Origin of the sequence: Noviherbaspirillum aerium, assembly GCF_008929045.1 — a bacterium.
GTDB classification, from domain to species: domain Bacteria; phylum Pseudomonadota; class Gammaproteobacteria; order Burkholderiales; family Burkholderiaceae_D; genus Noviherbaspirillum; species Noviherbaspirillum aerium.
Genome location: NZ_VFAH01000001.1, coordinates 243,585 through 268,935 on the forward strand (window position 1 = coordinate 243,585; position 25,351 = coordinate 268,935).

Sequence of the window (25,351 nt, forward strand, 5' to 3'; positions counted from 1 at the left end):
ATTGTCGGTCGGATGACAGCGCACAGACATTCATCTGTCTAGTATGCTGACAACAAAAGAATACAAACAACGGAGACATTGTAAGCCGACTTGCCCCGCGCATGTACAGTGCGGCAAGCCAGCCTGCATCGCCTGGGCAGTATCGACTGCCACCCGGCCTCGGCCGGCGCTCCGACCTCCAATGCTTCATGACGGTGATACCTGTTATCAGAGAGCGAGTGGGACAATGGTAGAGATGATCAAGACGGGCGGAAGCACTTTCCCCCGCATGCTGCTGCAACACGGCCAGACCCGCGCGGACCGGCCGGCCTTCCGTGAAAAGGACCTCGGCATCTGGCAAAGCTGGAACTGGTCGCAGGTGGTCGATGAAGTGCGCGCCTTTGCCTGCGGCCTGGCCGCAATGGGTTTCAAGCGGGGAATGAACCTGGCCATCGTCGGCGACAACCGGCCCCGCCTCTACTGGTCGATGATCGCCGCGCAATGCCTGGGCGGCGTCGCGGTGCCGCTGTACCAGGATGCGCGCGCGGTCGACATGGCCTTCGTGCTGCAGGATGCGGAAGTCGCCTTCGCGGTGGCCGAAGACCAGGAGCAGGTCGACAAGCTGTTCGAGATCAAGGACGACCTGCCCGCCGGCAGCATGCTGCTGCAGCACATCATCTATGACGATGACCGCGGCATGCGCCACTACCAGCAGCCGGAACTCTCCTTCTTCGAAAAGGTGCAGCAGATCGGACGCGAATTCGACCGCGCCCATCCCGACTTTTTCATGAATGAAATCAATGCCGGCGACGAAGACGACGTTGCGGTGATGCTCTATACCTCCGGCACCACCGGCAAGCCGAAAGGCGTGTGCCAGACGCATGCTTCCTTCATCACGGCGGCCAAAGGCAGCATCGAGTTCGACGCCCTGACGCCGGACGAGGACATTCTTTCCTACCTGCCGATGGCCTGGGTCGGCGACCATCTGTTTTCCTTCGCGCAGGCCATCGTGGCCGGCTATACGGTGAACTGCCCGGAGTCCGGCGAGACGGTGCTCAACGACCTGCGCGAGATCGGGCCCACCTATTACTTCGCGCCGCCGCGCATCTTCGAAAACATGCTGACCACGGTCATGATCCGCATGGAAGACGCCGGCGCCGTCAAGCGCAAGATCTTTCATCATTACATGGAAGTCGCGCGCCGCGTCGGCGCCGACATCCTCGACGGCAAGCCGGTCGGCGCGATGGATCGCTTCCAGTATGCAATGGGCGAGATGCTGGTCTACGGTCCGCTGAAGAATGTGCTCGGCCTGTCACGGGTGCGGGTGGCCTACACCGCGGGCGCGGCGATCGGCCCCGACCTGTTCCGCTTCTACCGCTCGATCGGCATCAACCTCAAGCAGCTGTACGGCTCGACCGAAACCTGCGCCTATGTCTGCCTGCAGCCGAACGGCAACATCAAGTTCGACAGCGTCGGCCTGCCGGCGCCGGGCGTCGAGGTCAAGCTCGCGCCCAACGGCGAAGTGCTGGTGAAGTCGGCCGCGCTGCTCAAGGAATACTACAAGCGGCCGGACGCGACCGCGGAAGTGATCGACAGCGACGGCTATTTCCATACCGGCGACGCCGGCCTGTTCGACGAGGAAGGCCACCTGAAGATCATCGACCGCGCCGCCGATGTCGGCCGCATGAACAGCGGCGCGATGTTCGCGCCCAACTACATCGAGAACAAGCTGAAGTTCTTCCCCTTCATCAAGGAAGCGGTGGCCTTCGGCAACCAGCGCGACATGGTGTGCGCGTTCATCAACATCGATCTCGATGCGGTCGGCAACTGGGCCGAGCGGCGCGGCATCGCCTACTCGGGCTATACCGACCTGGCCGGCAAGCATGAGACCTACGACCTGATTGCCGAGTGCGTGGAAAAGGTCAACGCCGACCTCGCTTCCGAACCGATGATGGCGGATACCCAGATCCATCGTTTCCTGGTGCTGCACAAGGAACTCGATGCCGACGACGACGAACTGACCCGCACGCGCAAGGTGCGCCGCCGCTTCGTCGCCGAGAAATACAAGGTGCTGATCGATGCGCTGTACGGCGGCAGGACCACGCAGTACATCGAGACGCAGGTGAAGTTCGAGGATGGCCGCGAAGGCATGGTGGCGGCCGACCTGCGCATCGTCGACGTGAAGACGTTTTCCACTCTGAAGAAGGCGGCCTGAGATGAACAGCACACGCAAGATCGGCGACGTCATTCTTGACCTGAAGAACATCTCGCTGTCCTTCGGCGGCGTCAAGGCGCTGACCGACATTTCCTTCGATGTGCGCGAGCACGAGATCCGCTCCATCATCGGCCCCAACGGCGCCGGCAAGAGCTCGATGCTCAACGTGATCAACGGCGTCTACCGTCCGCAGCAGGGCGTGATCACTTATCGCGGCCAGCAGCGCCGCGACATGAACACTTATGCGGCGGCCAAGAGCGGCATCGCCCGCACCTTCCAGAACATCGCGCTGTTCAAGGGCATGTCGGTGCTCGACAACATCATGACCGGCCGCAACCTGAAGATGCAGACCAACTTCCTGCTGCAGGCGCTGTACTGGGGACCGGCGCAGAAGGAAGAGATCGAGCACCGCAGGAAGGTCGAGGAAATCATCGACTTCCTGGAAATCCAGCACATCCGCAAGACGCCGGTCAGCCGCCTGCCCTACGGCTTGCAGAAGCGCGTCGAACTCGGCCGCGCGCTGGCGGCGGAACCCTCGATCCTGCTGCTCGACGAGCCGATGGCCGGCATGAACGTGGAAGAGAAGCAGGACATGTGCCGCTTCATCCTCGACGTCAACGACCAGTTCGGCACCACCATCGTGCTGATCGAACACGACATGGGCGTGGTGATGGATATTTCCGACCGCGTGGTGGTGCTCGACTACGGCAAGAAGATCGGCGACGGCACGCCGGAGGAAGTGCGCAAGAACGAAGATGTGATCGCGGCCTACCTGGGCACCGCGCATTGATGGCTGATGGTTGATGGCTGATCATTGATCGCATACGGCGGCTGGCACTTACACAAGAGACAAGAGAAGAGAGACGAGGGACGGCATCATGGGTTTTTTCATTGAAACATTATTCGGCGGGCTGATGGCCGGCATGCTCTACGCGCTGGTGGCGCTGGGCTTCGTGCTGATCTTCAAGGCATCCGGCGTGTTCAACTTCGCGCAGGGCGCGATGGTGCTGTTCGCGGCGCTGGCGATGGCGCGCTTTTCGGAATGGCTGCCGCAGTGGCTGGGTTTCAGCAATGCCTTCGTCGCCAATGCGCTGGCGCTGATCGTCTCGATCGCGATCATGATCGTGGTGGCCTGGCTGATCGAGCGCTTCGCGCTGCGCAAGCTGGTGAACCAGGAGCCGATCGCCCTGCTGATGGCTACGCTCGGCATCGGCTACTTCATGGACGGCGCCGGCCAGCTGCTGTTCGGCAGCGCCACCTACAAGATCGATGTCGGCATGCCGAAGGATCCGATGATGCTGTTCGAGAACACCTTCGAAGGCGGCCTCCTGATCAGCAAGGAAGACTTGTATGCGGCGGTGATCGCCGCCGCCCTGGTCGCCGCGCTGTCGATCTTCTTCCAGAAGACCGCGACCGGCCGCGCGCTGCGCGCGGTGGCCGACGACCACCAGGCGGCGCAGTCGATCGGCATTCCGCTGTCGCGCATCTGGGTCATCGTCTGGTCGGTGGGCGGCATCGTCGCGCTGGTGGCCGGCATCATCTGGGGCTCCAAGCTGGGCGTGCAGTTCTCGATCTCGCAGGTGGCATTGAAGGCGCTGCCGGTGGTGATCCTCGGCGGCCTGACCTCGGTGCCGGGCGCGATCATCGGCGGGCTGATCATCGGGGCGGGCGAAAAATTGTCGGAAGTGTATCTGGGGCCGTTCTTCGGCGGCGGCATCGAAAACTGGTTTGCCTATGTGCTGGCGCTGGGTTTCCTGCTGGTGCGTCCGCAGGGCTTGTTCGGCGACAAGATCATTGATCGGGTTTGAGTTTTCCCCCTCTCCCGCAAGCGGGAGTGGGCTGGGGGTGAAGGGGATGGCCAAGACAGCAGCAGGTTTTGCTACTCCCCTCATCCCCGACCCTTCTCCCGCCTGCGGGAGAAGGGGGCCAAGCGGTGACAGCGAGACCTCATGAGATTCTCATTCATTGCTTAGCCAACCAGGCAGCAACAAATATCACCGGGACCACCCGGCACACTGGAGACAGCATCATGTTTTACCGCGAAAACGGTCAGTTCAAAACCAGCTATCTCACCGACCAGCAGATCTTCCCGGTCTCGCAGGATCGCCTTGCGATGTGGCTGCTGCTCATCATCGGCTTCGTCGTGCTGCCGGCCTTCGCCAGCGATTATTTCTTCCGCGCGGTGATGATTCCCTTCCTGGTGCTGTCGCTGGCGGCCATCGGGCTCAACATCCTGGTCGGCTACTGCGGCCAGATCTCGCTCGGCACCGGCGCCTTCATGGCCATCGGCGCCTACGCGGCCTTCAACCTGCATGCGCGCTTTCCCGGCATGCCGCTGCTGGCGTCCCTGATCGGCGGCGGCCTGTTCGCGACGGTGTTCGGCGTGTTCTTCGGCATTCCCAGCCTGCGCATCCGCGGCCTGTATCTGGCGGTGGCGACGCTGGCCGCGCAATTCTTCACCGACTGGTTCACCAACCGCGTCGCCTGGGTCACCAACAATTCCTCGTCCGGCTCGGTCAGCGTCGGCACATTGAACTTCCTCGGCATCACGCTGGATACGCCGATGGAGAAATATGTCTTCTGCCTGAGCGTGGTGCTGGTGTTCGCCCTGCTGGCCAAGAACCTGGTGCGCAGCGCCATCGGCCGTGAATGGATGGCGATCCGCGACATGGACGTGGCGGCGGCGGTGATCGGCATCCGCCCGGTATTCGCCAAGCTGTCGGCGTTCGCGGTGAGCTCCTTCATCATCGGCGTGGCCGGCGCGCTGTGGGGCTTCATCCACCTCGGCGCCTGGGAGCCGGCGGCGTTTTCGATCGACAAGTCGTTCCAGCTGCTGTTCATGGTGATCATCGGCGGGCTGGGATCGATCGTCGGCAGCTTCTTCGGCGCGGCCTTCATGGTGCTGCTGCCGCTGCTGCTCAATTACGTGCCGCACTGGCTCGGGCTGCCGCTGTCGACCGCCACCGCTTCGCATCTCGAGCATATGATCTTCGGTGCGCTGATCGTGTTTTTCCTGATCGTCGAACCGCACGGCCTGGCACGTTTGTGGCAGACCGCCCGGCAGAAGCTGCGGGTGTGGCCGTTCCCGCATTGAGCAAGCTTGTAATCCCTCCGCCCTGAAGGGGAGGGAATGGAAGACAAGTTTCATCACGTACCCGAAAAGTACGCCAACAACAAGGAGACCAACATGAAGTTGAAGCACATCGCTGCCACCGCCGCCATTGCCGTCGCAGGCTTGTCGGCACTGACCACCACGTCGCTGTCCTATGCGCAGAATGCGGAACAGTTCATCCCGCTCCTGGTGTACCGCACCGGTCAGTTCGCGCCGCTGGGCATTCCCTGGGCCAACGGCAAGCAGGACTACCTGAAGCTGATCAATGCGCGCGACGGCGGCGTCAACGGCGTCAAGCTGGTGTACGAGGAATGCGAAACCGCCTATGACGCGGCGAAAGGCGTCGAATGCTACGAGCGCCTGAAGGGGCGCGGCACCGGCGCGGCCGGCTTCGATCCGCAGTCGACCGGCATCACCTTCGCGGTGACCGACAAGGCCTATGCCGACAAGATGCCGATCGAGACGCTGGGCTACGGCCTGTCGCAGTCGGTGGACGGCACCGTGTTCGAATGGAACTTCCCGCTGCTGGGCACCTACTGGACCGCGGCCGACGTGATGATCCAGGACATCCTGAAAAAGGAAAAGGGCAACCTGAAGGGCAAGAAGATCGCGCTGGTCTATCACGACTCGCCTTACGGCAAGGAACCGATTCCCCTGCTGCAGAAGCGCGCCGCCAAGGACGGCTTCACGCTGAGCCTGCTGCCGGTCACGCCGCCGGGCGTGGAGCAGAAATCGACCTGGCTGCAGATCCGCCAGCAGCGTCCCGACTATGTGCTGCTGTGGAGCGCGGGCGTGATGACGCCGGCGGCGATCCGCGAGGCGCAGGCGACAGGCTTCGCGCGCGACAAGATGTATGCGATCTGGTGGGCAGGCTCCGATCATGACGTGAAAGACATCGGCGACGGCGCCAAGGGCTACAACGCCATCACCATCCACAACAGCGCCGCCCGCGACAAGGTGCATGAGGACCTGAAGAAGCTGGTCTACGACAAGGGCCAGGGCACCGCGTCCGATGCCGGCGAGATCGGCACGCTGGCGCATACCCGCGGCATGATGATTTCGATGATGCAGGTCGAGGCGATCCGCACCGCGCAGGAAAAATACGGCAAGGGCAAGCCGCTGACGCCGGAGCAGGTGCGCTGGGGCTTCGAGAACCTGAACCTGACCGCCGACCGCCTGAAGACGCTGGGTTTCAGCGAAATCATGCGCCCGGTACAGACGTCCTGCAGCAACCACATGGGCGCCGACTGGGCGCGCATCGTGCAGTGGGACGGCGCCAAGTGGAAGATCACTTCCGACTGGTACCAGGCCGACAAGTCGCTCATCGATCCGCTGGTCAAGGAGTATGCAGAGAAGTATGCGAAGGAAAAGAACGTCAAGCCGCGCAGCTGCTGATGCATTGCTGATGCGCAGTTGACGCGCAGTTGATGTTTGCCGCGGGGGCGGCCGATGAAGCCGCCCCCGCGGAATCCCCACCGGTTCAACGATCAAGCAACAAGGAAATCCTATGCCGTCCGCCGTGCTGTCCGCCGCGCCTTCCGTCGCTCCCGCCCAGGCTGCGCAGGTCGCCAACCTGCTGGAAGTCAATGGCATCGAAGTCATCTACAACCATGTGATCCTGGTGCTCAAGGGCGTGTCGCTGAACGTGCCCGAGGGCCGCATCGTCGCCCTGCTCGGCGGCAACGGCGCCGGCAAAACCACGACGCTGCGCGCGGTGTCGAACCTGCTGCGCGGCGAACGCGGCGAAGTCACCAAGGGCATGATCCAGCTGCGCGGCGAGCGCATCGAAAATCTCTCTCCCGCCGACCTGGTGCAGCGCGGCGTGGTGCAGGTGATGGAAGGCCGGCACTGCTTCGCCCACCTGACCATTGAAGAGAATCTGCTCACCGGCGCCTACACGCTGAAGAACAAGGGCGATATCTCCGCCAACCTGGACAAGGTGTACAGCTACTTCCCGCGCCTGAAGACGCGCCGCACCTCGCAGGCCGCCTACACCTCCGGCGGCGAACAGCAGATGTGCGCGATCGGCCGCGCATTGATGACCAATCCGCGCATGGTGCTGCTCGACGAGCCGTCGATGGGACTGGCGCCGCGCATCGTCGAGGAAGTGTTCGACATCGTGCAGGACCTGAACCAGAAGGAAAAGGTCACCTTCCTGCTGGCCGAACAGAACACCAACATGGCGCTGAAATATGCCGACTACGGCTACATCATGGAAAGCGGCCGCATCGTGATGGACGGCAGCGCCAAGGATCTCGCCAGCAATGAAGACGTCAAGGAGTTCTATCTCGGCGTCGGCGGCGAGGAGCGCAAGAGCTTCAGGGATGTGAAGAGCTACAAGCGGCGCAAGCGCTGGCTGGCCTGAGCGCGACCGCGGTCGCAGGCGCGCGGAAGAGCCGCGCCATGGCATCGCTTTGTCCGTCGAAACCATTTATTGCAACAGCAGGCACCCCATGTCCGACTATTTCGATTCCCTGGAAACGCGCGATCCGCAGGAGCGCGAACGCAGCCTGATGCAGGCGCTGCCGCAATTGATCAGCCGTGCGCAGCGCGCGCCGGGCTGGGCGCGCATCCTCTCCGGCGTGAATGCCAGCGACATCAGCTCGCGCGCGGCGCTGGCGCAATTGCCGGTCACCCGCAAGTCCGATCTGAAGGATCTGCAGCAGGCCGATGCCCCCTTCGGCGGCCTGACCACGACGCCCACGCCGCAATTGCGCAGGCTGTTCATGTCGCCCGGCCCCATCTTCGATCCGGAAGGACAGGGACAGGACTGGTGGCGCTTCGCGCGGCCGTTCACCGCGCTCGGCCTGCGCGCGGGACATGTGCTGCAGAATTGCTTTTCCTATCACTTCACGCCGGCGGCCTTCATGGCCGAGGGCGGCGCGGCGAAGCTGGGATGCCCGATCATTCCGACCGGCATCGGCCAGACCGAAATGCAGGTGCAGGCGATGTCGGCATTAAAGCCCGATGCCTATGTCGGCACGCCGTCCTTCCTGAAGATCATCATCGAGAAGGCGCGCGAGATGGGCGCCGACATCAGCAGCGTGCAGCGCGCGCTGGTCGGCGCGGAAGCCTTGCCGCCCTCATTGCGCAAGTGGCTGCAGGACAATGGCGTGCCGCATGTGCTGCAGATGTACGGCTCGGCCGACATCGGCAATATCGCCTATGAAACCGAGACCGGCGGCCAGGTCAATCCCGGCATGGTGCTCGATGAAGACCTGCTGCTGGAAATCGTGCGCCCCGGCACCGGCGATCCGGTGGCGGAGGGCGAAGTCGGCGAAGTGGTGATCACTTCCTTCAATCCCGATTACCCGCTGATCCGCTTCGGCACCGGCGACATGTCGGCGGTGCTGCCGGGCGTCTCGCCCTGCGGACGGACCAATACCCGCATCAAGGGCTGGATGGGGCGCGCCGACCAGACCACCAAGGTGCGCGCGATGTTCGTGCATCCCTCGCAGGTGGCGGAAGTCATGAAGCGCCATCCGCAAATCGTGAAGGCGCGCCTGGTGGTCAGCGGCGAGATGGCCAACGATGTGATGACCCTGCATTGCGAAGTGGATCAGGCCGATGGGGTTGCGGCGGATGCGGTCGTGGATTCGATCCGGGAGGTGACGAAGCTGCGCGGCGAGGTGCGTTTCGTTGCGCGCGGCGAGCTGCCGAATGACGGCAAGGTGATCGAAGATGCGCGCAAGTATGAATAGGCCCGGCCAGGCTTGACGGTCGTTCAATAAAAGCGCCGCTGCGGCATTGCTGGCCGCAGCGGCGCTTTGTCTTTGTCCTTGCCTTGCCTTACCGCATCCGCAGGGATCAGAAATCCTTCTTCACGACTTTGTCGGGCGACTTGCCCGGACGGTCGTTAACCACTTCATCGACGCCGCCGGTTTCGCGCAGGTCGGTATCGACCTGTCCATTCTGCAAGTCCTGGTAGGCTTGCTTCATGTCATCACGCACGTTGTCGTCGTAGTTGTCGTTGGATTCGTCGCGCTCGTGCGGCATGCGCGGCGTCGAGCCTTCCTTGTACGGCCGCTGTGTGGAAATCTGGTGTTGCTTGAGTGTCCTGTCCATCGCTCCCTCGCTTGATTGAGAAATAACTATCGGGAAAACTGTTCGAGGGCAGCGACGGGGAAAGATTCCCTCCAGATGGAAATCAGGCAACAAGGATCAATCAGGACTCTTCAGGACCCTCGACGATGTACAGCCTGCCGACGGAGTTGGCTTGCCGGATTGGCAATGCCTTCTGGTATTCCGGCGAGTTGTACCAGCGTTGGGCCGCTTCCAGCGACGGGAATTCCTGGATCACGGTGCGCCAGCCGGCGTTGTGGATCTCATCCTCGCCTTCGAGCTGGATGCGCTGGCCGCCGCGCACCAGGAACTTGCCGCCGTACTGCGCCGCTGCGGCGGTCGACTGGGTGCGGTAAGCTTCATAGTCCTGCGGATTGGTCACTTGTATTTCTGCTACGACATAGGCTTTCTTCATTGACAAGCTCCTTTGTTTCAACAAGGTCATCATCTTGCCACATTGCCTGCTGCGGCATATGATGGCCGCCCGCGGCGCATGGCGGTTCTGCAGCGCCGACATATTTTCATCTTGTACCGAGGTCCGGCGCCATGCCTTATATCGATTCCGAATTCCACCGTGACAAAGCCCGTTCGCTGCTCAAGGATGCCGAACTGATTTTCGACGAAGCCGCCGTGCAGCGCGCGGTCGATGATATTGCGGGCAAGCTGAACCAGCGTTTCGACTCCGATGAAGGCGCGCCGTTTCCGCTGGTGCTCGGCGTGATGGGCGGCGCGGTCGTATTCTGCGGCCAGCTGCTGACGCGCCTGACCTTTCCGCTCGAATTCGACTATATGCACGTGACCCGCTACGGCAGCAAGGACCAGGGCGGCAAGATCGAGTGGAAAGTCATTCCGCGCTCGAATGTCGAAGGCCGCACCGTGATCGTGCTCGATGACATTCTCGACGAAGGCGAGACGCTGGCGCATGTGAAGGAACGCCTGTTCGAGATGGGCGCGGCGGAGGTGATTCTTGCGGTGTTCGCGGACAAGAATATCGGCAAGGCCAAGCCTGTGACGGCGGACTATATCGGGTTGACGCTGCCGAACAAGTTCGTGGTGGGGTATGGGATGGATGCTTACGGGTACTGGCGGAATTTGCCGGGGATCTGGGCGATCAGGACCGAGAGTTCGAATCCTGCGTGATCAAACGATGGTACAAGCCTTCGCGCCTGCATTCTTTTCCCTTCTTTTCAGGGCGCCCGGCGTAAAAAGAACCGTTGAATGCGACTGATAGCTTAGGTTCTCCGTTGATGCTTGCCGGGTCTGGCCCCGGCGGGCCACCTACTTTTTTGCTTCGCCAAAAAAGTAGGCAAAAAAGGCGACACCCCTATCGCCGCCCCTGCGGGGTTCCCAAACGTGTTCAGCGTAAAGCGGGAAGCGCAGAAACTCGCCTTCGGCTCAGACAGTCTGCGCTTCTCAATCCGCTTTACACTGAACACGTTTGGCGTCGTTAGAGGGGAATTCACAGCCTCTATACGCTGGCCTGGTCAGGACTATTTGTCGGAACAATCCCTGTTATTCAGGTAGTGCAGGCCTCCGTGCCTGCACCCACACCGGCGGTCCGAAGCACCGATTCCTAACGCTCAAACCCTAACCCGCAGCTTCGCCGCCGCATACTCCGCCTTCAGCTTCTCCATCACCTCCGGCACCGTCATCACCGCGTCCATCAGGCCCACGCCCTGCCCCGCGCCCCAGATATCGCGCCAGGCCTTGGCCTTGCTGCCGCCGCCGGAGCCGAAATTCATCACCGTCTTGTCGGCCTGCGGCAGATTGTCCGGGTCGAGGCCGGCGGCCACGATCGACTTCTTGAGGTAGTTGCCGTGCACGCCGGTGAACAGGTTGGTGTACACCACGTCGGCGGCGGTCGATTCCACGATGGCCTGGCGGTAGGCCTCATCCACATTCGATTCCTTCGTCGCCAGCCAGCGCGAGCCGATGTAGGCGAAGTCCGCGCCCATGGCCTGTGCGGCGAGGACGGCGTCGCCGGTGGCGATCGAACCCGACAAGGCAATCGGTCCCTTGAAGAACTTGCGCACCTCGCCCACCAGCGCGAACGGCGACAGCGCGCCCGCATGGCCGCCGGCGCCGGCCGCGACCAGGATCAGGCCGTCGACGCCGGCTTCCAGCGCCTTCTGCGCATGACGGATCGAGATCACGTCGTGCAGCACGATGCCGCCGTAGCTGTGGATCGCATCCAGCATTTCCTTCGGCGGCGCGCGCAGGCTGGAAATGATGATCGGAATCCGGTGCTTGACGCACACCTCGACATCATGCGCGAGGCGGTCGTTGGACTGGTGCACGATCTGGTTGACGGCGATCGGACCGATCTTGGCGCCGGGATTGGCCTGGCGGAATTCCTCGAGTTCGGCCTGGATTTCGGTCAGCCAGGTATCGAGCAGTTCGGCGGGACGCGCGTTGAGCGCGGGAAAGGAACCGACGATGCCGGCCTTGCACTGCGCCGTGACCAGCGCCGGTCCGCTGGCGATGAACATGGGTGAGGCGATGACCGGCAGGCTGAGGTTTTGCAATACGGCCGGCAAATGACTGTTGCTCATGGATTCTCCTTGGCGAATCCTGCCTGCAGGACAGGCAGATGGAATGATGAAAGGCGCTTGTCAACGGAATCGATTGTTCCCGCGATTGCGTTTGATTGCGTTTTCTGGAATTCTGTTTATGATGTTATCAGAAAAAACAATGTTATTTACAAGCTTCGTTCGAGCATGAAATCTAAAAAAACACCGGTCGTCGATTTTCGCCAGGCGCAGGAAGACCTGCGCGGCACCTTGCGCCAGGGCATGCTGGATGCGGCCACGCGCCTGCTTACCGAGGAAGGGCCGGCGGCATTGACGGTGCGCCGCGTGGCCGACGCGGTGAACTGCTCGACCACGCTGCTGTATTCGCTGTTCGGCGGCAAGGATGGCCTGGCCAATGAGCTGTATCTCGAAGGCTTCGCGCGGCTCAAGGCGGCATTCGCCGACGCGGCTGCGCAGGCCACGAAGAAGAAAGCCTCGCAGCAAGGCCTGGAGCCGCTGCTGCTGCATGCGAAGGTGTATCACGAATATGCGAAGCGCAATCCCAGCTATTACATGGTGATGTTCGGCGACGCCATCGCCGGCTTCGTGCCGCCGGTCGAATCGCGCAACCAGGCCTGGGAATCATTGGCGGCGCTGATCGAGACCTTCGAGCGGGTGATGGACAGCGGCGCGTTGCCGAAGTCCGATCCGATTGCTGCGGCAAGACTGCTGTGGGCGGCGATGCACGGGGCGGTGAGCCTGGAGCTGAAGGGGTATTACCTGAAGACGGAGCGGGCGGATGAGTTGTTCAATGCGGCGGTGAATGCGGTGTTGAGGTCGTTGCGGGTTGCGGGTGATTGAGGCTGGGCGGTCTCGCGGGCGCCCTCACCCCCAGTCCATTCCCACGAACTGGCTTGCAAGCCAGTTCGGCTAGGGCAGCGCAAACCAGTGGTTTGCAAAACCCTGCCTCCGCCCCGCTTGCGGGAGAGGGGAGCCAACTGCCAGCGAATAATTCGGACTTGGCTTGCGCATAGAGGCTGTTGGATTTCTCCGCTTGCGAGCAGCCGAAAAAGCATGGATTGAAGCGGATCAGAAGTGAAACTTGTCTGAGCCCGCAGGGCGAGTTTGTTTCACTTCCCGCTTCGGCCCGCATTTTTTCGGGCACCCCGAAGGGGCTGCATGCCCGCGGTCGCCTTTCTTTGCCTACTTTCTTTGGCGAAGCAAAGAAAGTAGGTGGCCCGCCGGGGCCAGTCCCGGCAAGGCTCCACGGAGAGCCAAACGCATTGCATCACCGAAGAGAAATAAAGAGAGATACCGAAAAAACCAGGAGACATACGATGAATTACACCACCCTCACCCTAACCATCACCAACAAGATCGCCCACCTCACCCTCAACCGCCCCGCCACCCTCAACACCATGCACCCCGTGCTGTGGCGCGAACTCACCCACGCCCTCGCCACACTGCAAAGAGAAGCCCCCGCCCGCGCCCTGATCATCTCGTCAACAGGCAAGCACTTCACCGCCGGCATGGCGCTCGACGTCTTCGGCGCCGACAGCGGCATCTCGCTCAACGACACCAGCGCCGCCGGCCGCGCCAACATCGTGCCGCAGCTGGCCGACATGCAGCAAGCCTTCAACCAGATCGAGCAATTGCGCATGCCGGTGATTGCCGCCATCCAGGGCGGCTGCATCGGCGGCGGCGTCGACATGGTGTCGGCGTGCGACATCCGCCTCGCCACCAGCGACGCCTTCTTCTGCATCCAGGAAATCAACATCGGCATGACCGCCGACCTCGGCACGCTGCAGCGCCTGCCGAAGCTGATCCCTGAAGGCATCGTGCATGAACTCGCCTACACCGGCCGCCGCCTGCCGGCGCAGCGGGCGCTCGCCGTCGGCCTGGTCAATGAACTGTTCGAGTCGCAGGACAGCATGATCGAGGCAGCCATGCAGATGGCCAGGGAGATCGCGGAAAAACCGCCGGTCGCCATCTGGGGCAGCAAGCAGGCGATCCATTACGCGCGCGACCATTCCACCCACGATGCCCTGCAGCAGATGGGCTGGCTGCAGTCGGGCATCTGGCAGACCGGCAACCTGGTGGAAGCCTTCACCGCGAAGCAGCAGGGCCGCGCTGCGCAGTTCGACGATCTTGCGCCGCTGCATTCCTTCGCGGAAGGCAAGTATGAATTGAAGTAGGCCTCACCGCGCGAAGCCTGGCTTCGCATCCCTGAACCACGACACACATGCACAGGAGACCATCATGTTTCAACCCAAGCTGATGCAGGGCAAACGCATTCTCGTCACCGGCGGCGGCACCGGCCTCGGCCGCGCCATGGCGGAAAAATATCTGTCGCTCGGCGCCGACATCTACATCTGCGGACGCCGCAAGCAGGTCTGCGACGACACCGCGAAGGAATTGATGGCGGCCCACGGCGGCTCGGTGAAAACCTTCGGCATCGATATCCGCGACGCGGCGGCGGTCGATGACATGATCGAGCAGATCTTCGCCGACGGGCCGCTGACCGGCCTGGTCAACAATGCGGCAGGCAATTTCATCTCGCCGACTTCCGCACTGTCGCCGCGCGGCTTCGATGCGATTGCCAACATCGTCATGCACGGCACCTTCTATGTCACCCATGCGGTCGGCCGGCGCTGGGTGGAGATGGCGGCCAAGGGCCAGTGGAAGCCGGAAGACGGCTATCGCAGCGTGGTGTCGATCATCGTCACCTGGGTGCTGAACGGCGGCCCCTTCGTGGTGCCTTCATCGATGAGCAAGGCGGCCATTCATGCAATGACGATGTCGCTGGCGACCGAATGGGCGCAGTACGGCATCCGCCTCAATGCGATCGGCCCGGGCGAGATTCCGACGGAAGGCATGAGCAAGCGCCTGAATCCGGGAGAGGAACCGGGCGCGCGTTCGGCGGCGGTCAATCCGATGGGACGCGCCGGCAAGATGGAGGAACTGCAGAATCTGGCGACCTTCCTGATGAGCGACGGCTGCGACTGGCTGACCGGCCAGGCGATCATGATGGATGGCGGCAACCACCTCGCCACCGGCGGCAATTTCTACGGCCTGCGCAGCTGGAGCGAGCAGCAGTGGAAGGAAGCGCGCGACCGCATCGAGGCGCAGAACAAGAAGGACCGCGAGCAGCGCAGCGCATAGCGTGGCAGCGCGGCCGGCACGCAGTGTGGGTCAGTCCTGGTTGACCAGGCGGCCATCCTCGATGCGTGCCGCCTGCGCGCGGATCAGCTGCGCCACCGCCCACTGCGCCAGTTCCGCCGCCGGCTTCTGCAGGTAGCGCGCATTCGCCTCGCGCACCAGCAGCATGTCGGCCATCAGGGTTTCGACATCGGCCATGGCGATGCCCTGCTTGTCCAGCAGCAGGAATTTGAGCAGGACCTTGATGGCGTTCTGCGCATTGCGCGCCGGATCGGCGACAAAGTAGTCGAGGCGGGAAAAGGCGGTCGCGAGCGCCCGGCCGGCATCGGTGAATGGCGCGCCGTGGCCGGGAATGACCAGCCTCACGTCCAGCGAGGCGATCAGTTCCAGCGTGGCCCGCACTTCGGCGAATCCCGACTCGCCTTCCAGTTCGGGGAACACCACGCCGAAGCCGTTTTCCCATAGCGCGTCGGCGGAGATCAGGATGCCTTCGTCAGGCGAAAAGAAGATCAGCGAATGCGGATCGTGGCCGGGCGCGGCCAGCGCCTGCCAGGTCATGTCGCCCAGCGTCAGCGATTCGCCGGGACGGATGGTATCGGTGAAGCCGAAGCGTTCGCACTGCTGGCCGGTGGCCTTGTAAGTGAGCGACTCGTCACTCCATTGACGCACCTTGTCGGCCTCGGCGGCGGGTATCGCGGTGCGGCAGGAGAAGGCGCGCTGCAGCGCCGCGTTGCCGCCGCAGTGATCGGAATGCAGATGGGTGTTGACCAGCAGGTCGAGCCTGCGCCCTTGCAGCGCGTGGCGCACCAGTGCCACCGTCTGTTCGGCATGCGAGGCGTAACCGCTGTCGACGAGCGCGGTCTCGCCGCTGCCGGTGAAAAGAATATTGTTCGACGACAGCCAGCCGCGTTCGAACACCTGCATCGTTGCGGGCAGTTTCATTTTTTCATTTGATACGCGAGCGAAATCTTCGCGAACTCCACCAGCACCGCCTGCGAACCGCCGTTGAAGGTGGTGAAGCTGTTGCCGCTGCGGACCACCAGGCGCGGCGGGAAGATCGCGCTCAGATACGGGATGCCGATCATCTTGGCGCTGCGGATGTCGCGCCATTCGACATGGCGGTTGTACATCCAGCGCTGGGTGATGCCGGTGTCGTCAATCGTGACGGTCGAGCGCAGGAACCAGTAGTAGCTGATGGCCAGCATCATCGCCGCGCCCAGCAGCAGCGCCTTGATGCCGAAACCGTAGTCGAGCAGCGGATAGCGCAGGGTGATGCTGGTGGCATAGACGGCGAGCACGATGGTCACGCAGGTCGCGAGGATCTTGAACCAGAGGCTGTATGCAGGCCCGGTGATGGCTTGCTCGGGCTTGTAAAAATTGAATTGCATGCTATGTGTGCTCGGTGATGTATTCAAGTTCGCCGCTGCACGCCCACCGGACGGTCGGCGGCCTGCAGATACGATGGCGATTGGAAGAAGGGATCGCCGGCGAGACAGGCGAGCAGCATGTCGGTCGAATCGAATCCCCAGAACACGCGATTATCCACCACCGCGGTCGGCACGCCAAACACATTGGCTGCGATTGCCTGTTCGCCAATGCCGCGCAACTGCTGCTTGACCTCGGCGGCATCGAGCATGTCCGGCGTGGCATGCAATTCCTGCAACAACGCCTGGAAGCCGGCGGCATCGGCCGGGGTATTGCCTTCGCGCCAGACCCAGTGGAACAGCCGCCGCACCACTTCCGGCGTATTGCCGAGCGCAATCGACAGGCGCAGCAGCGGCAGCGGATTGAAGGGATGCTCGGGCGGCATCGTCATCGGGATGCCGTGCCTGTGCGCGAGCCAGAGGCAGTGTTCGTAGGTCCATTGACGCTTGGGCACGATTTCGGCGGGGCCCTTGCCGTCCCAGTGGTTGAGCAGGGCGGCGAGCAGCACCGGTTTGTATTCGATGCGGGTGCCGGATGGCAGGCGGGAGAGGTGTTCGTGCTGGAGGTAGGCGAAGGGGGAGATGAAGTCGAAGTACCAGGCGATGGGTTTTGCGGTGTTCATGGGAGGCTCCTTTTTGGGCTTGTCTGTGTTGCTTGCCTTGCTTGCCTTGCTTGCCTTGCTTGCCTTGCTTGCCTTGCTTGCCTTGCTTGCCTTGCTTGCCTTGCTTGCGATTTCTCTTCGGTGATTCGATGCGTTGGCCTCTTCGTGGAAGCTTGCCGGGTGCGGCCCGGCAGCCGCTCACTTTCTTTGCTTCGCCAAAGAAAGTAAGCAAAGAAAGGCGACCGCGGGCATGCAGCCCCTTCGGGGTCCCCGAAAAAGAGTGGGCCGAAGCGGGAAGTGAAACAAACTCGCCCTGCGGGCTCAGACAAGTTTCACTTCTGATCCGCTTCGGCCCACCCTTTTTCGGCTGCCTGCAAGCGGGGTACTGCCACAGCCTCTATGCGCTAGCTTGGTCTGGATGAATCGCCGGCGTTCGACTCCCCTCTCCCGCAAGCGGGAGAGGGGCTGGGGGTGAGGGCGGCCGCAAGTGAGACTGCGGCCACCAACAACAAAAGCCCAACTCAAAATCGCCACCTTCCAACGACCACATGTTAACGACCACAGCCAGCACATCAAGGCTGTGGCCGTTCCCCGCTTGCAGGCAGCCGGAAAAGCATTGGTTGAAGCGGATCAGAAGTGAAACTTGTCTGAGCCCGCAGGGCGAGTTTGTTTCACTTCCCGCTTCGACCGATGCTTTTCCGGGAACCCCGAAGGGGCTGCATGCCTGCGGCCGCCTTTCTTTGCTTACTTTCTTTGGCGGAGCAAAGAAAGTGAGCGGCTGCCGGGCCGCACCCGGCAAGTTTCCACGAAGAGTCCAACGCATCGAATCACCGAAGAGAAGCACGCCCTAAAACAACCCCTCTTCCCGACGCCGAATCTCCACCCAAACCGCCCTCTTATACTCCTCGCTCCCCGCCCCCCACTGCACAATCTCCTCAATCGTCCGCAAGCACCCCTCGCACAACCCCGTCTGCGCATTCATCTTGCAGATATTGATGCAAGGCGAAGGCACCCTGCCCTGATCAGTCGCCGGATCATATTGAATCATCGCGCCGCCTCAGGCCGAGGCCGCTTCGCGCAGCGCCACATCCGCCACCGGCGCGCCGGTCATCGCCTGCAACTGCTGCGGCGTCAGGTTGAACACCGCATGCGGATGCCCGGCCGCGGCCCAGACGCTGGGCAGCTTCATCAAGTCTTCATCGATCAGCATCACCGTCTTTTCCACATGCCCGATCGGGCAGACGCCGCCGATCGCATAGCCGATCCGGGTCTTGACGAACTTGGCGTCGGCGCGGCCCAGGGGACCGACCTGCGCCGCCACCTTGCTTTCATCGACACGGTTGACACCGCTGGCCACCACCATCACCGCCGCATCATCGGCCAGGCGGCGGAAGACGATGGACTTGGCGATCTCGGCGACGCTGCAACCAAGACCGGCGGCGGCTTCGGCCGAGGTCTTGCCGGTGTCGGGCAACATCACCACCGGCTTGTCATGGCCAAGCTCGGCGAGGAGGTCGGCAACGCGCTGCGCGCTGCCGGGCAATCTGGATTCGGTCGTACTCATCTCGATCATTCAGTGATTCAGGCATTCAGGAAAGGCGCAACACGCCGCCGCAGCTCCGGCACGACTTCCCGCTCGAACCAGGGATTGGCCTTGAACCAGGCGATGTTGCGCGGACTCGGATGCGGCAGCGGCAGGTATTTCGGCAGGTAGTCGCGCCAGGCGGCGACCGTCTCGGTCAGCGTGCGCCTGCCATTGTCGCGCAAATAATATTCCTGCGCATGGCGGCCGATCAGCAGCGTCAGCTCTACCTTCGGCATCAGCTCCAGCAGCGGCGCATGCCAGGCCGGCGCGCATTCCGGGCGCGGCGGCAGGTCGCCGCTCTTGCCCTTGCCGGGATAGCAAAAGCCGGTCGGCACGATGGCGACGACGCGCTCGTCGTAGAAGACCTCGCGCGGCATCTGCAACCAGAAGCGCAGGCGGTCGCCGGAAGGGTCGTTCCAGGGAATGCCGGTGTCGTGCACCCGGCGTCCCGGCGCCTGGCCGACGATCAGGAGCCGCGCGGCGGGACTCGCCTGCACCACCGGACGCGGACCATGCGGCAGATGCGCGCTGCATTGTTCGCAGGCGCGGATGGCCGCCAGCAATTCCGGCAGCGGTCGCAGCGGCGCTTCCTTCAAGACAATTTATCCCGCGCGCTTGGCCGCGATGGCATTGCCGGTACGGCTGGCTGCCTTGCGGCCGAGGTGCTGCGAAATGAACTGGCCGGCGTCAACCACCTTGTCGAGATCGATGCCGGTGTCGACGCCGAGGCCGTTCATCAGGAACAGCACATCCTCGGTCGAGACATTGCCGGTCGCGCCCTTGGCATACGGACAGCCGCCCAGGCCCGCCACCGAGGAATGGAAGATCGAGATGCCGACTTCCATGCTGGCGTAGATGTTCGCGGTCGCCTGGCCATAGGTGTCGTGGAAATGACCGGACAGGCGCTCGATCGGGAATTCCTTCGCCACCCGCTCCATCACCGCCTGCACCTGCTTCGGCGTGCCGACGCCGATGGTATCGGCAATGTCGATCTCGTCGCAGCCGAGTTCCTTCAGGCGGCGCACCACGTCGGCCACGCTGTCGGCCGGCACCTCGCCCTGGTAGGGGCAGCCGAACGAGCAGCTGATGCTGCCGCGCAGGCGGATGTTGTGCTGCTTGGCCGCCTGCGCCACATCGCGGAAGCGCTCGATCGATTCGGCGATCGAGCAGTTGATGTTGCGCTGGGAAAAGGCTTCGGAAGCGGCGCCGAAGATCACCACTTCATCGGCGCCGGCGGCCAGCGCCGCTTCGAAGCCCTTCATGTTGGGCGTCAGCGCGGAATAGACGACGCCGGGCTTGCGGCGGATCTTGTCCATGACTTCGGCGGAAGTGGCCATCTGCGGCACCCACTTCGGCGAGACGAAGGAGGCCGCCTCGATGTTAATGAAGCCGGCGTCGGTCAGGCGGTCGACCAGCTCGATCTTGACCTCGGCGGGAATGGTTTCCTTTTCGTTCTGCAAGCCGTCGCGCGGACCGACTTCGACGATTTTGACTTTGCTGGGGAGGCTCATGACATGCCTTTCATCAGTTTTCGCTGGACGGCTCCCCTTCAAGGGAAGGGAGCCGATGAGTACTCCGTGGCTGGCTACGCCGCCTTGAACGCGAGCAACTGCGCGCCTTCCGCCACCTGGTCGCCGACCGCATACAGCAGGTCCTCGACCGTGCCGTTGGCCGGGGCGGCGATCGTGTGCTCCATCTTCATCGCTTCCATGATCAAGAGCGGCGCGCCCTTCTCCACCGTCTTGCCCTTCTCCACCAGCAGCGCCACGATCTTGCCCGGCATCGGCGCCGTCAGGCGGCCGCCCTCGGCCTCGCTTTCACCGGCATGGGCCAGCGGATCGTTGTAGTTCAGCTGGTAATGCGCGCCGCCGGAAAACACATGGAACACGTCGCCCGAGCGCACCACCGTGCCGCGCACCGCCGTGCCGTCGACCTTGATCACCAGTTGCTGGCCGGACCGCTCGACCAGCGTCATCGCCGCCGATGCGCCGTTCAAGCCCAGCGACCAGCCGGTCTCGCGATAAGACACCGATACCGGATAGGTGGTGCCTTCCTCGGCGAATTCCAGGGTGCGCAGCAAGGCGCCGTTCATGCGCCAGCCGCTGGTGTTGGCCCAGGGATCGTTGGCGGCCGCGCCGGCATTCTGCTCCGACGACAGCAGCGACGCCGCCGCCAGGCCGAGGATCTGCAGCGAGACCGGCTGCTGCGCCGGGAACAAGGCAGCGTGATGGCGCTCGATCAGGCCGGTATCCAGATCGGCCTGCGAGAACGGCTGGCTTTCCACCAGGCGCTTCAGGAAGGCAACGTTGGTGGCCAGGCCCACGACCTGGTATTCCGCCAGCGCCTGCGACATGTGCGCCAGCGCTTCCTCGCGGTCGTTGCCCCAGACGATGAGCTTGGCGATCATCGGATCGTAGAACGGCGAAATCGCATCGCCTTCGCGCACGCCGGAGTCGATGCGTACCGCCGCCGGGTTGCCGGCGACGCTGCCATTGCCCAGCTGGAACGCTACCGAGGCCGGTGTATGCAGATGGCGCAGCGTGCCGATCGACGGCAGGAAGCCCTTTTCCGGGTTTTCCGCATAGATGCGCGCTTCGAGCGCATGGCCGTGGATGGTGAGTTCCTCCTGCGTCTTCGGCAGCGGCTCGCCGAAGGCCACCCGCAATTGCCATTCGACCAGGTCGAGCCCGGTGATCATTTCGGTGACCGGATGCTCGACCTGCAGGCGGGTATTCATTTCCATGAAGTAGAAGCTGCCGTCCTGGTTGGCAATGAATTCCACCGTGCCGGCGCCGACATAGCCGACCGCCTTGGCCGCGGCAACCGCGGCTTCGCCCATCGCGCGGCGGCGCTCTTCGGTCATGCCGGGCGCGGGCGCTTCCTCCAGCACCTTCTGGTGGCGGCGCTGCACCGAGCAGTCGCGCTCGAACAGGTAGACGCAGTTGCCTTGCGTGTCGGCGAACACCTGGATCTCGATGTGGCGCGGGCGGGTCAGGTATTTCTCGACCAGCACCTTGTCGTCGCCGAAGCTGTTGATCGCTTCGCGCTTGCAGGATTCGAGCGCGGCCTTGAAGTCCTCGCTTTTCTCGACGATGCGCATGCCCTTGCCGCCGCCGCCGGCGGAGGCTTTCAGCAGTACCGGATAGCCGATCTTGTCGGCCTGCTCGCGCAGGAAGTCGGCATCCTGGTTGTCGCCGTGATAACCCGGTACCAGCGGAACGTTGGCTTTTTCCATCAATGCCTTGGCGGCGGACTTCGAGCCCATCGCGCGGATGGCGGAAGCCGGCGGGCCGATGAAGGCAATGCCCGCTTTCGCGCAGGCGTCGGCGAAATCCTCGTTCTCGGACAGGAAGCCGTAGCCGGGATGGATGGCCTGGGCGCCGGCGGCCTTCGCGACTTCGATGATCTTGTCGGCGCGCAGGTAGCTTTCCTTGGCCGGCGCGGGGCCGATCAGGACGGATTCGTCGCAGACGGCGACATGCTTGGCATTGGCATCGGCCTCGGAATACACCGCGACGCTTTTGACGCCGAGGCGGTGGGCCGTGGAAGCAACGCGGCAGGCGATTTCGCCGCGGTTGGCAATCAGGATCTTGGTGAACACGCTATCTCCTTATGGGGTGCGGTGGTTGTCTCTTGTTGTGATCTGTGATGCATGTCCTGCGCGGCGGTCTTTCTTGCGGAAAGACCGCCGATAATGCGTTTCCTGCGTTTCGTTACCCGTTCGCGACCATCTTGGCATCGACCTGCGTGTGCTTGATGCGCATGCCCAGCTTCTGCAGCAGCGCCATGTCGGCATCCGCATCCGGGTTGCCGGTGGTCAGCAGCTTGTCGCCGTAGAAGATGGAATTGGCGCCGGCCGCAAAGCACATCGCCTGCACCGCTTCGCCCAGTTCGCGCCGGCCGGCCGACAAGCGCACCCGCGCCTTCGGCATGGTGATGCGGGCCACCGCGATGGTGCGCACGAATTCCAGCGGGTCGAGCGCATCCTGGCCATACAGCGGCGTGCCGGGCACCTGCACCAGGTGGTTGATCGGCACCGACTCCGGATACGGATCGAGGTTGGCCACCTGCGCCACCAGGCCGGCGCGCTGCTTGCGCGATTCGCCCATGCCGACGATGCCGCCGCAGCAGACCTTGATGCCGGCATTGCGCACCTTGTCCAAAGTATTCAGGCGGTCTTCGTACTGGCGCGTGGAGATGATGTCGTTGTAGAACTCGGGCGCGGTGTCGAGGTTGTGGTTGTAGTAATCGAGGCCGGCGGCGGCGAGGCGCTCGGCCTGGCCGTCTTCCAGCATGCCCAGCGTGGCGCAAGCTTCGAGGCCGAGCGCCTTCACGCCGCGCACCATCGCTTCCACATGGTCGAGATCGCGGTCCTTCGGGCCGCGCCAGGCGGCGCCCATGCAGAAGCGGGTGGCGCCGTGCGCCTTGGCGGCGCGCGCGGCTTCGAGCACGGTTTCCAGCTCCAGCAGTTTCTGCGCGGTGACGCCGGTATCGTAGCGCGCCGCCTGCGGGCAGTAGCCGCAGTCTTCCGGGCAGCCGCCGGTCTTGATCGACAGCAGGGTCGCGAGTTCGACTTCCTGCGGATCGAAGTTTTCACGGTGCACCTGCTGGGCGCGGAACATCAGTTCGTTGAACGGCAGGTCGAACAGTTCCAGCACCTTTTCCACCGGCCAGGCTTGCGCGGCAGCGGCGCGGGTGGCGGCGGGAGTGCGGAGTTCGTGAAAGGTAATGGCTTGCGATGACATCAGACTTCCTTTGCTTCTGGTGAAAACGGAGTAGAAGATGCGGCCGGGCCGGCAACGGGCCAGTTCGGCAGGCTGGAACAATCGAGATAACTTGCGGCGGCCGATGCCGAAACCACGGGCAAACGCGGGATGACGCCGAGCAGCGGCGCGGCAAGGCGCGTGCGCAGCGTATCGACGTTCTCCGCCTGAAAGCGCATCTGCGGATCGACCGCGTTGGCGACCCAGCCGGCCAGCCGCAGGCCGCGCGCGGCAATCGCTTCGGCGGTCAGCAGCGCATGGCTGATGCAGCCGAGCCGCAGGCCGACCACCATGATGACCGGCAGCGCAAGCTGCTGCGCCAGGTCGGCGGTATCGAGCTGCTCGGTGAGCGGCACGCAAAAGCCGCCGACGCCTTCGACCACCACCGCATCGGCGGCGGCGGCCACCTGCCGGTAGCAGGCCAGGATGTGATCGATATCGAAGCGCACGCCTTCCAGCGCGGCGGCGATATGCGGCGCGGCGGGCTCGCGCAGCAGATAGGGCGTGGTCAGGGAAAGCGGCAAAGCCACATTGGCGGCGCAGGCGATCGCATCGACATCGTCGTTGCGCAGCACGCCGTCGCGCATCTCCGCGCCGGCGGCGAGCGGTTTCATGCCGGCGGCGCGCACGCCGGTCCGCGCCAGCGCATGCAGCAGGGCGCTGGTGGTGAGCGTCTTGCCGATCTCGGTATCGGTGCCGGTGATGAAGTAGGCGGTTTGCGCGCTCATGGCCGCACCTCGCTTTCGATGGCATGGATGGCCTGCGCCAGCTGCGCGACATCGGCGGCGGTATGCGCGGCCGACAAGGTGATGCGCAGCCGCGCGGTATCAGCCGGCACGGTCGGCGGACGGATGGCCGGCACCCAGTATCCCTGCTCATGCAGCAGCGCGGCGGCGCGCAGCGCTTCGTCATTGCCGCCGATGACGATGGGCTGGATCGCGGTCTGCGACGGCAGCAGTTGCCAGCGCCGCGGGCGCAGGCCATCCTGCAGTTGCGAAACCAGCTGCCGCAGGTGCGCGCGCCGTTGCGCGCCTTCCTCGCCGGTAATGATGTCGAGGCTGGCCAGCAGCGCATGCGACAGCGCCGGCGGCGCGGCGGTGGTGTAGATGTAGGCGCGCGCCCGCTGCACCAGCCATTCGATCACGGTCGCATGCGCGGCGACGAAGGCGCCGCCGACGCCGGCGGCCTTGCCGAGCGTGCCCATGTAGACCAGGTTCGGCGAGCGCAGCCGGAAGTGCTCGAGCGCGCCGTGGCCGTTGTCGCCGAGCACGCCGAAGCCGTGCGCATCATCGACCACCAGCCAGGCATCATGCCGCTCGCACAAGGCAAGCAATGCGGGCAGCGGCGCGAGGTCGCCATCCATGCTGAACACGCTGTCGGTGACCACGATTTTGGTCTTCGCGGTGCTGGCCTGGAGCAGGCTTTCCAGTGCCTCGACATCGCCATGCGCGTAGACCTTCACATTGGCGCGCGACAGGCGGGCGCCGTCGATCAGCGAGGCATGGTTGAGCGATTCGGAAAACAGGTCAGTGTCGCGCCCGGACACACCAGATACAGCAGACGCGGCGGCCAGCGCGGTCAGCACCGCGATATTGGCCATGTAGCCGGTGCAGAAGCTCAGCGCCCGCGCCTGTTCGATATACGGCGACATCAGCCCGGCGAAGCGTTCTTCCAGCAGGTCATGCGCGCGGGAATGGCCGCTGATCAGGTGCGAGGCGCCGCTGCCGGCGCCGTATCTGCCTGCGCCTTCCTTGAGCGCCTCGATCAGGCGCGGATGCGCGGCCAGGCCGAGATAGTCGTTGCTGCAGAAGGCCAGCATCGGGCGGCCGTCGACGGTGACATGCGGCGCGCACGGCGTGTCGGCGACGCGGCGGCGGCGCAGCAGTTTCTGCTGGTCGAGCTGGTGCAGCTGCTGTTCGAGTTGGGAGAGCAGTTGCATG

General features: G+C 63.5%; 25 protein-coding genes. 11 read left to right on the forward strand and 14 right to left on the reverse strand.

Translation table 11 applies throughout. The features are described from left to right. Positions 1-235 precede the first annotated feature (235 nt). The 7 genes from FH061_RS01120 to FH061_RS01150 all read left to right on the forward strand — a co-directional run bounded on the left by FH061_RS01120 (position 236) and on the right by FH061_RS01150 (position 9,007). Positions 236-2,194: an AMP-dependent synthetase/ligase gene (locus tag FH061_RS01120; protein WP_151632940.1), complete on the forward strand. Its 1,959-nt coding sequence runs from the start codon at positions 236-238 to the stop codon at positions 2,192-2,194. A gap of 1 nt (position 2,195) precedes the next feature. Next, the gene (locus FH061_RS01125; RefSeq protein WP_151632124.1) at positions 2,196-2,984 is read left to right on the forward strand and encodes an ABC transporter ATP-binding protein; all 789 of its coding nucleotides are present in this window, start codon (positions 2,196-2,198) and stop codon (positions 2,982-2,984) included. A gap of 88 nt (positions 2,985-3,072) precedes the next feature. Continuing rightward, a complete protein-coding gene (locus tag FH061_RS01130; protein ID WP_151632126.1) occupies positions 3,073-4,002 on the forward strand; it encodes a branched-chain amino acid ABC transporter permease in 930 nt (309 codons plus the stop codon). A gap of 221 nt (positions 4,003-4,223) precedes the next feature. Then, entirely contained in the window at positions 4,224-5,288 is a 1,065-nt protein-coding gene (locus FH061_RS01135; RefSeq protein ID WP_151632128.1) for a branched-chain amino acid ABC transporter permease, read from the forward strand. A gap of 93 nt (positions 5,289-5,381) precedes the next feature. Then, positions 5,382-6,701: an ABC transporter substrate-binding protein gene (locus tag FH061_RS01140; RefSeq protein ID WP_151632130.1), complete on the forward strand. Its 1,320-nt coding sequence runs from the start codon at positions 5,382-5,384 to the stop codon at positions 6,699-6,701. Positions 6,702-6,813: 112 nt separating this feature from the next. Further along, positions 6,814-7,671, forward strand: a complete 858-nt coding sequence (locus tag FH061_RS01145) for an ABC transporter ATP-binding protein (RefSeq protein WP_151632132.1) — start codon at positions 6,814-6,816, stop codon at positions 7,669-7,671. Positions 7,672-7,759: 88 nt separating this feature from the next. Continuing rightward, complete coding sequence (locus FH061_RS01150) at positions 7,760-9,007, forward strand: phenylacetate--CoA ligase family protein (RefSeq protein ID WP_151632134.1); 1,248 nt, start codon at positions 7,760-7,762, stop codon at positions 9,005-9,007. A 106-nt stretch (positions 9,008-9,113) separates the two neighbouring features. On the opposite strand, the gene FH061_RS01155 is transcribed toward FH061_RS01150, so the two are convergent. Together FH061_RS01155 and FH061_RS01160 are read right to left on the reverse strand one after the other, a co-directional pair. Further along, positions 9,114-9,371 carry a hypothetical protein gene (locus FH061_RS01155; RefSeq protein ID WP_151632136.1) on the reverse strand — a complete coding sequence of 86 codons (258 nt, stop codon included), beginning with the start codon at positions 9,369-9,371 and terminating at the stop codon, positions 9,114-9,116. Between the two features lie 100 nt (positions 9,372-9,471). Then, positions 9,472-9,783, reverse strand: a complete 312-nt coding sequence (locus FH061_RS01160) for a DUF1330 domain-containing protein (protein WP_151632138.1) — start codon at positions 9,781-9,783, stop codon at positions 9,472-9,474. 131 nt (positions 9,784-9,914) lie between these two features. Between FH061_RS01160 and FH061_RS01165 the strand changes: the two genes are divergently transcribed. Further along, a complete protein-coding gene (locus FH061_RS01165) occupies positions 9,915-10,508 on the forward strand; it encodes a hypoxanthine-guanine phosphoribosyltransferase (protein ID WP_151632139.1) in 594 nt (197 codons plus the stop codon). Positions 10,509-10,948: 440 nt separating this feature from the next. On the opposite strand, the gene FH061_RS01170 is transcribed toward FH061_RS01165, so the two are convergent. Further along, the gene (locus tag FH061_RS01170; RefSeq protein ID WP_151632141.1) at positions 10,949-11,920 is read right to left on the reverse strand and encodes an NAD(P)H-dependent flavin oxidoreductase; all 972 of its coding nucleotides are present in this window, start codon (positions 11,918-11,920) and stop codon (positions 10,949-10,951) included. A gap of 165 nt (positions 11,921-12,085) precedes the next feature. Here FH061_RS01170 and FH061_RS01175 point away from each other — a divergent pair, with 165 nt between their 5' ends. The 3 genes from FH061_RS01175 to FH061_RS01185 all read left to right on the forward strand — a co-directional run bounded on the left by FH061_RS01175 (position 12,086) and on the right by FH061_RS01185 (position 15,040). Continuing rightward, the gene (locus tag FH061_RS01175) at positions 12,086-12,739 is read left to right on the forward strand and encodes a TetR/AcrR family transcriptional regulator (protein ID WP_192804845.1); all 654 of its coding nucleotides are present in this window, start codon (positions 12,086-12,088) and stop codon (positions 12,737-12,739) included. A 476-nt stretch (positions 12,740-13,215) separates the two neighbouring features. Next, entirely contained in the window at positions 13,216-14,073 is an 858-nt protein-coding gene (locus FH061_RS01180; protein WP_151632145.1) for an enoyl-CoA hydratase-related protein, read from the forward strand. Between the two features lie 64 nt (positions 14,074-14,137). Further along, the gene (locus tag FH061_RS01185; RefSeq protein WP_151632147.1) at positions 14,138-15,040 is read left to right on the forward strand and encodes an SDR family oxidoreductase; all 903 of its coding nucleotides are present in this window, start codon (positions 14,138-14,140) and stop codon (positions 15,038-15,040) included. Positions 15,041-15,070: 30 nt separating this feature from the next. On the opposite strand, the gene FH061_RS01190 is transcribed toward FH061_RS01185, so the two are convergent. From FH061_RS01190 to bioF, 11 genes are all read right to left on the reverse strand, one after another. Continuing rightward, positions 15,071-15,979: an MBL fold metallo-hydrolase gene (locus tag FH061_RS01190; RefSeq protein WP_151632149.1), complete on the reverse strand. Its 909-nt coding sequence runs from the start codon at positions 15,977-15,979 to the stop codon at positions 15,071-15,073. After that, positions 15,976-16,425 carry a hypothetical protein gene (locus FH061_RS01195; protein WP_151632151.1) on the reverse strand — a complete coding sequence of 150 codons (450 nt, stop codon included), beginning with the start codon at positions 16,423-16,425 and terminating at the stop codon, positions 15,976-15,978. Before FH061_RS01195 ends, FH061_RS01190 begins: the two co-directional genes overlap by 4 nt. 23 nt (positions 16,426-16,448) lie before the next feature. After that, positions 16,449-17,084 (reverse strand): 2-hydroxychromene-2-carboxylate isomerase, encoded by a 636-nt coding sequence (locus tag FH061_RS01200; RefSeq protein ID WP_151632153.1) that lies wholly within the window; start codon positions 17,082-17,084, stop codon positions 16,449-16,451. A gap of 826 nt (positions 17,085-17,910) precedes the next feature. Beyond that, positions 17,911-18,111 (reverse strand): DUF1289 domain-containing protein, encoded by a 201-nt coding sequence (locus tag FH061_RS01210; RefSeq protein WP_151632157.1) that lies wholly within the window; start codon positions 18,109-18,111, stop codon positions 17,911-17,913. A 9-nt stretch (positions 18,112-18,120) separates the two neighbouring features. Next, entirely contained in the window at positions 18,121-18,627 is a 507-nt protein-coding gene (locus tag FH061_RS01215) for a YbaK/EbsC family protein (RefSeq protein WP_151632159.1), read from the reverse strand. A 17-nt stretch (positions 18,628-18,644) separates the two neighbouring features. After that, positions 18,645-19,244 carry a uracil-DNA glycosylase family protein gene (locus FH061_RS01220; protein WP_225984432.1) on the reverse strand — a complete coding sequence of 200 codons (600 nt, stop codon included), beginning with the start codon at positions 19,242-19,244 and terminating at the stop codon, positions 18,645-18,647. A gap of 6 nt (positions 19,245-19,250) precedes the next feature. Next, on the reverse strand, positions 19,251-20,159 hold the full coding sequence (locus FH061_RS01225) for a hydroxymethylglutaryl-CoA lyase (protein WP_151632161.1): 909 nt from the start codon (positions 20,157-20,159) through the stop codon (positions 19,251-19,253). 74 nt (positions 20,160-20,233) lie between these two features. Beyond that, positions 20,234-22,249 (reverse strand): acetyl/propionyl/methylcrotonyl-CoA carboxylase subunit alpha, encoded by a 2,016-nt coding sequence (locus FH061_RS01230; RefSeq protein WP_151632163.1) that lies wholly within the window; start codon positions 22,247-22,249, stop codon positions 20,234-20,236. Between the two features lie 112 nt (positions 22,250-22,361). Next, a complete protein-coding gene (gene bioB, locus FH061_RS01235) occupies positions 22,362-23,393 on the reverse strand; it encodes a biotin synthase BioB (RefSeq protein ID WP_151632165.1) in 1,032 nt (343 codons plus the stop codon). Next, positions 23,393-24,139, reverse strand: a complete 747-nt coding sequence (gene bioD / locus FH061_RS01240) for a dethiobiotin synthase (protein ID WP_151632167.1) — start codon at positions 24,137-24,139, stop codon at positions 23,393-23,395. Before bioD ends, bioB begins: the two co-directional genes overlap by 1 nt. Then, positions 24,136-25,350 carry an 8-amino-7-oxononanoate synthase gene (gene bioF / locus FH061_RS01245; protein ID WP_151632169.1) on the reverse strand — a complete coding sequence of 405 codons (1,215 nt, stop codon included), beginning with the start codon at positions 25,348-25,350 and terminating at the stop codon, positions 24,136-24,138. Before bioF ends, bioD begins: the two co-directional genes overlap by 4 nt. Position 25,351 lies beyond the last annotated feature (1 nt).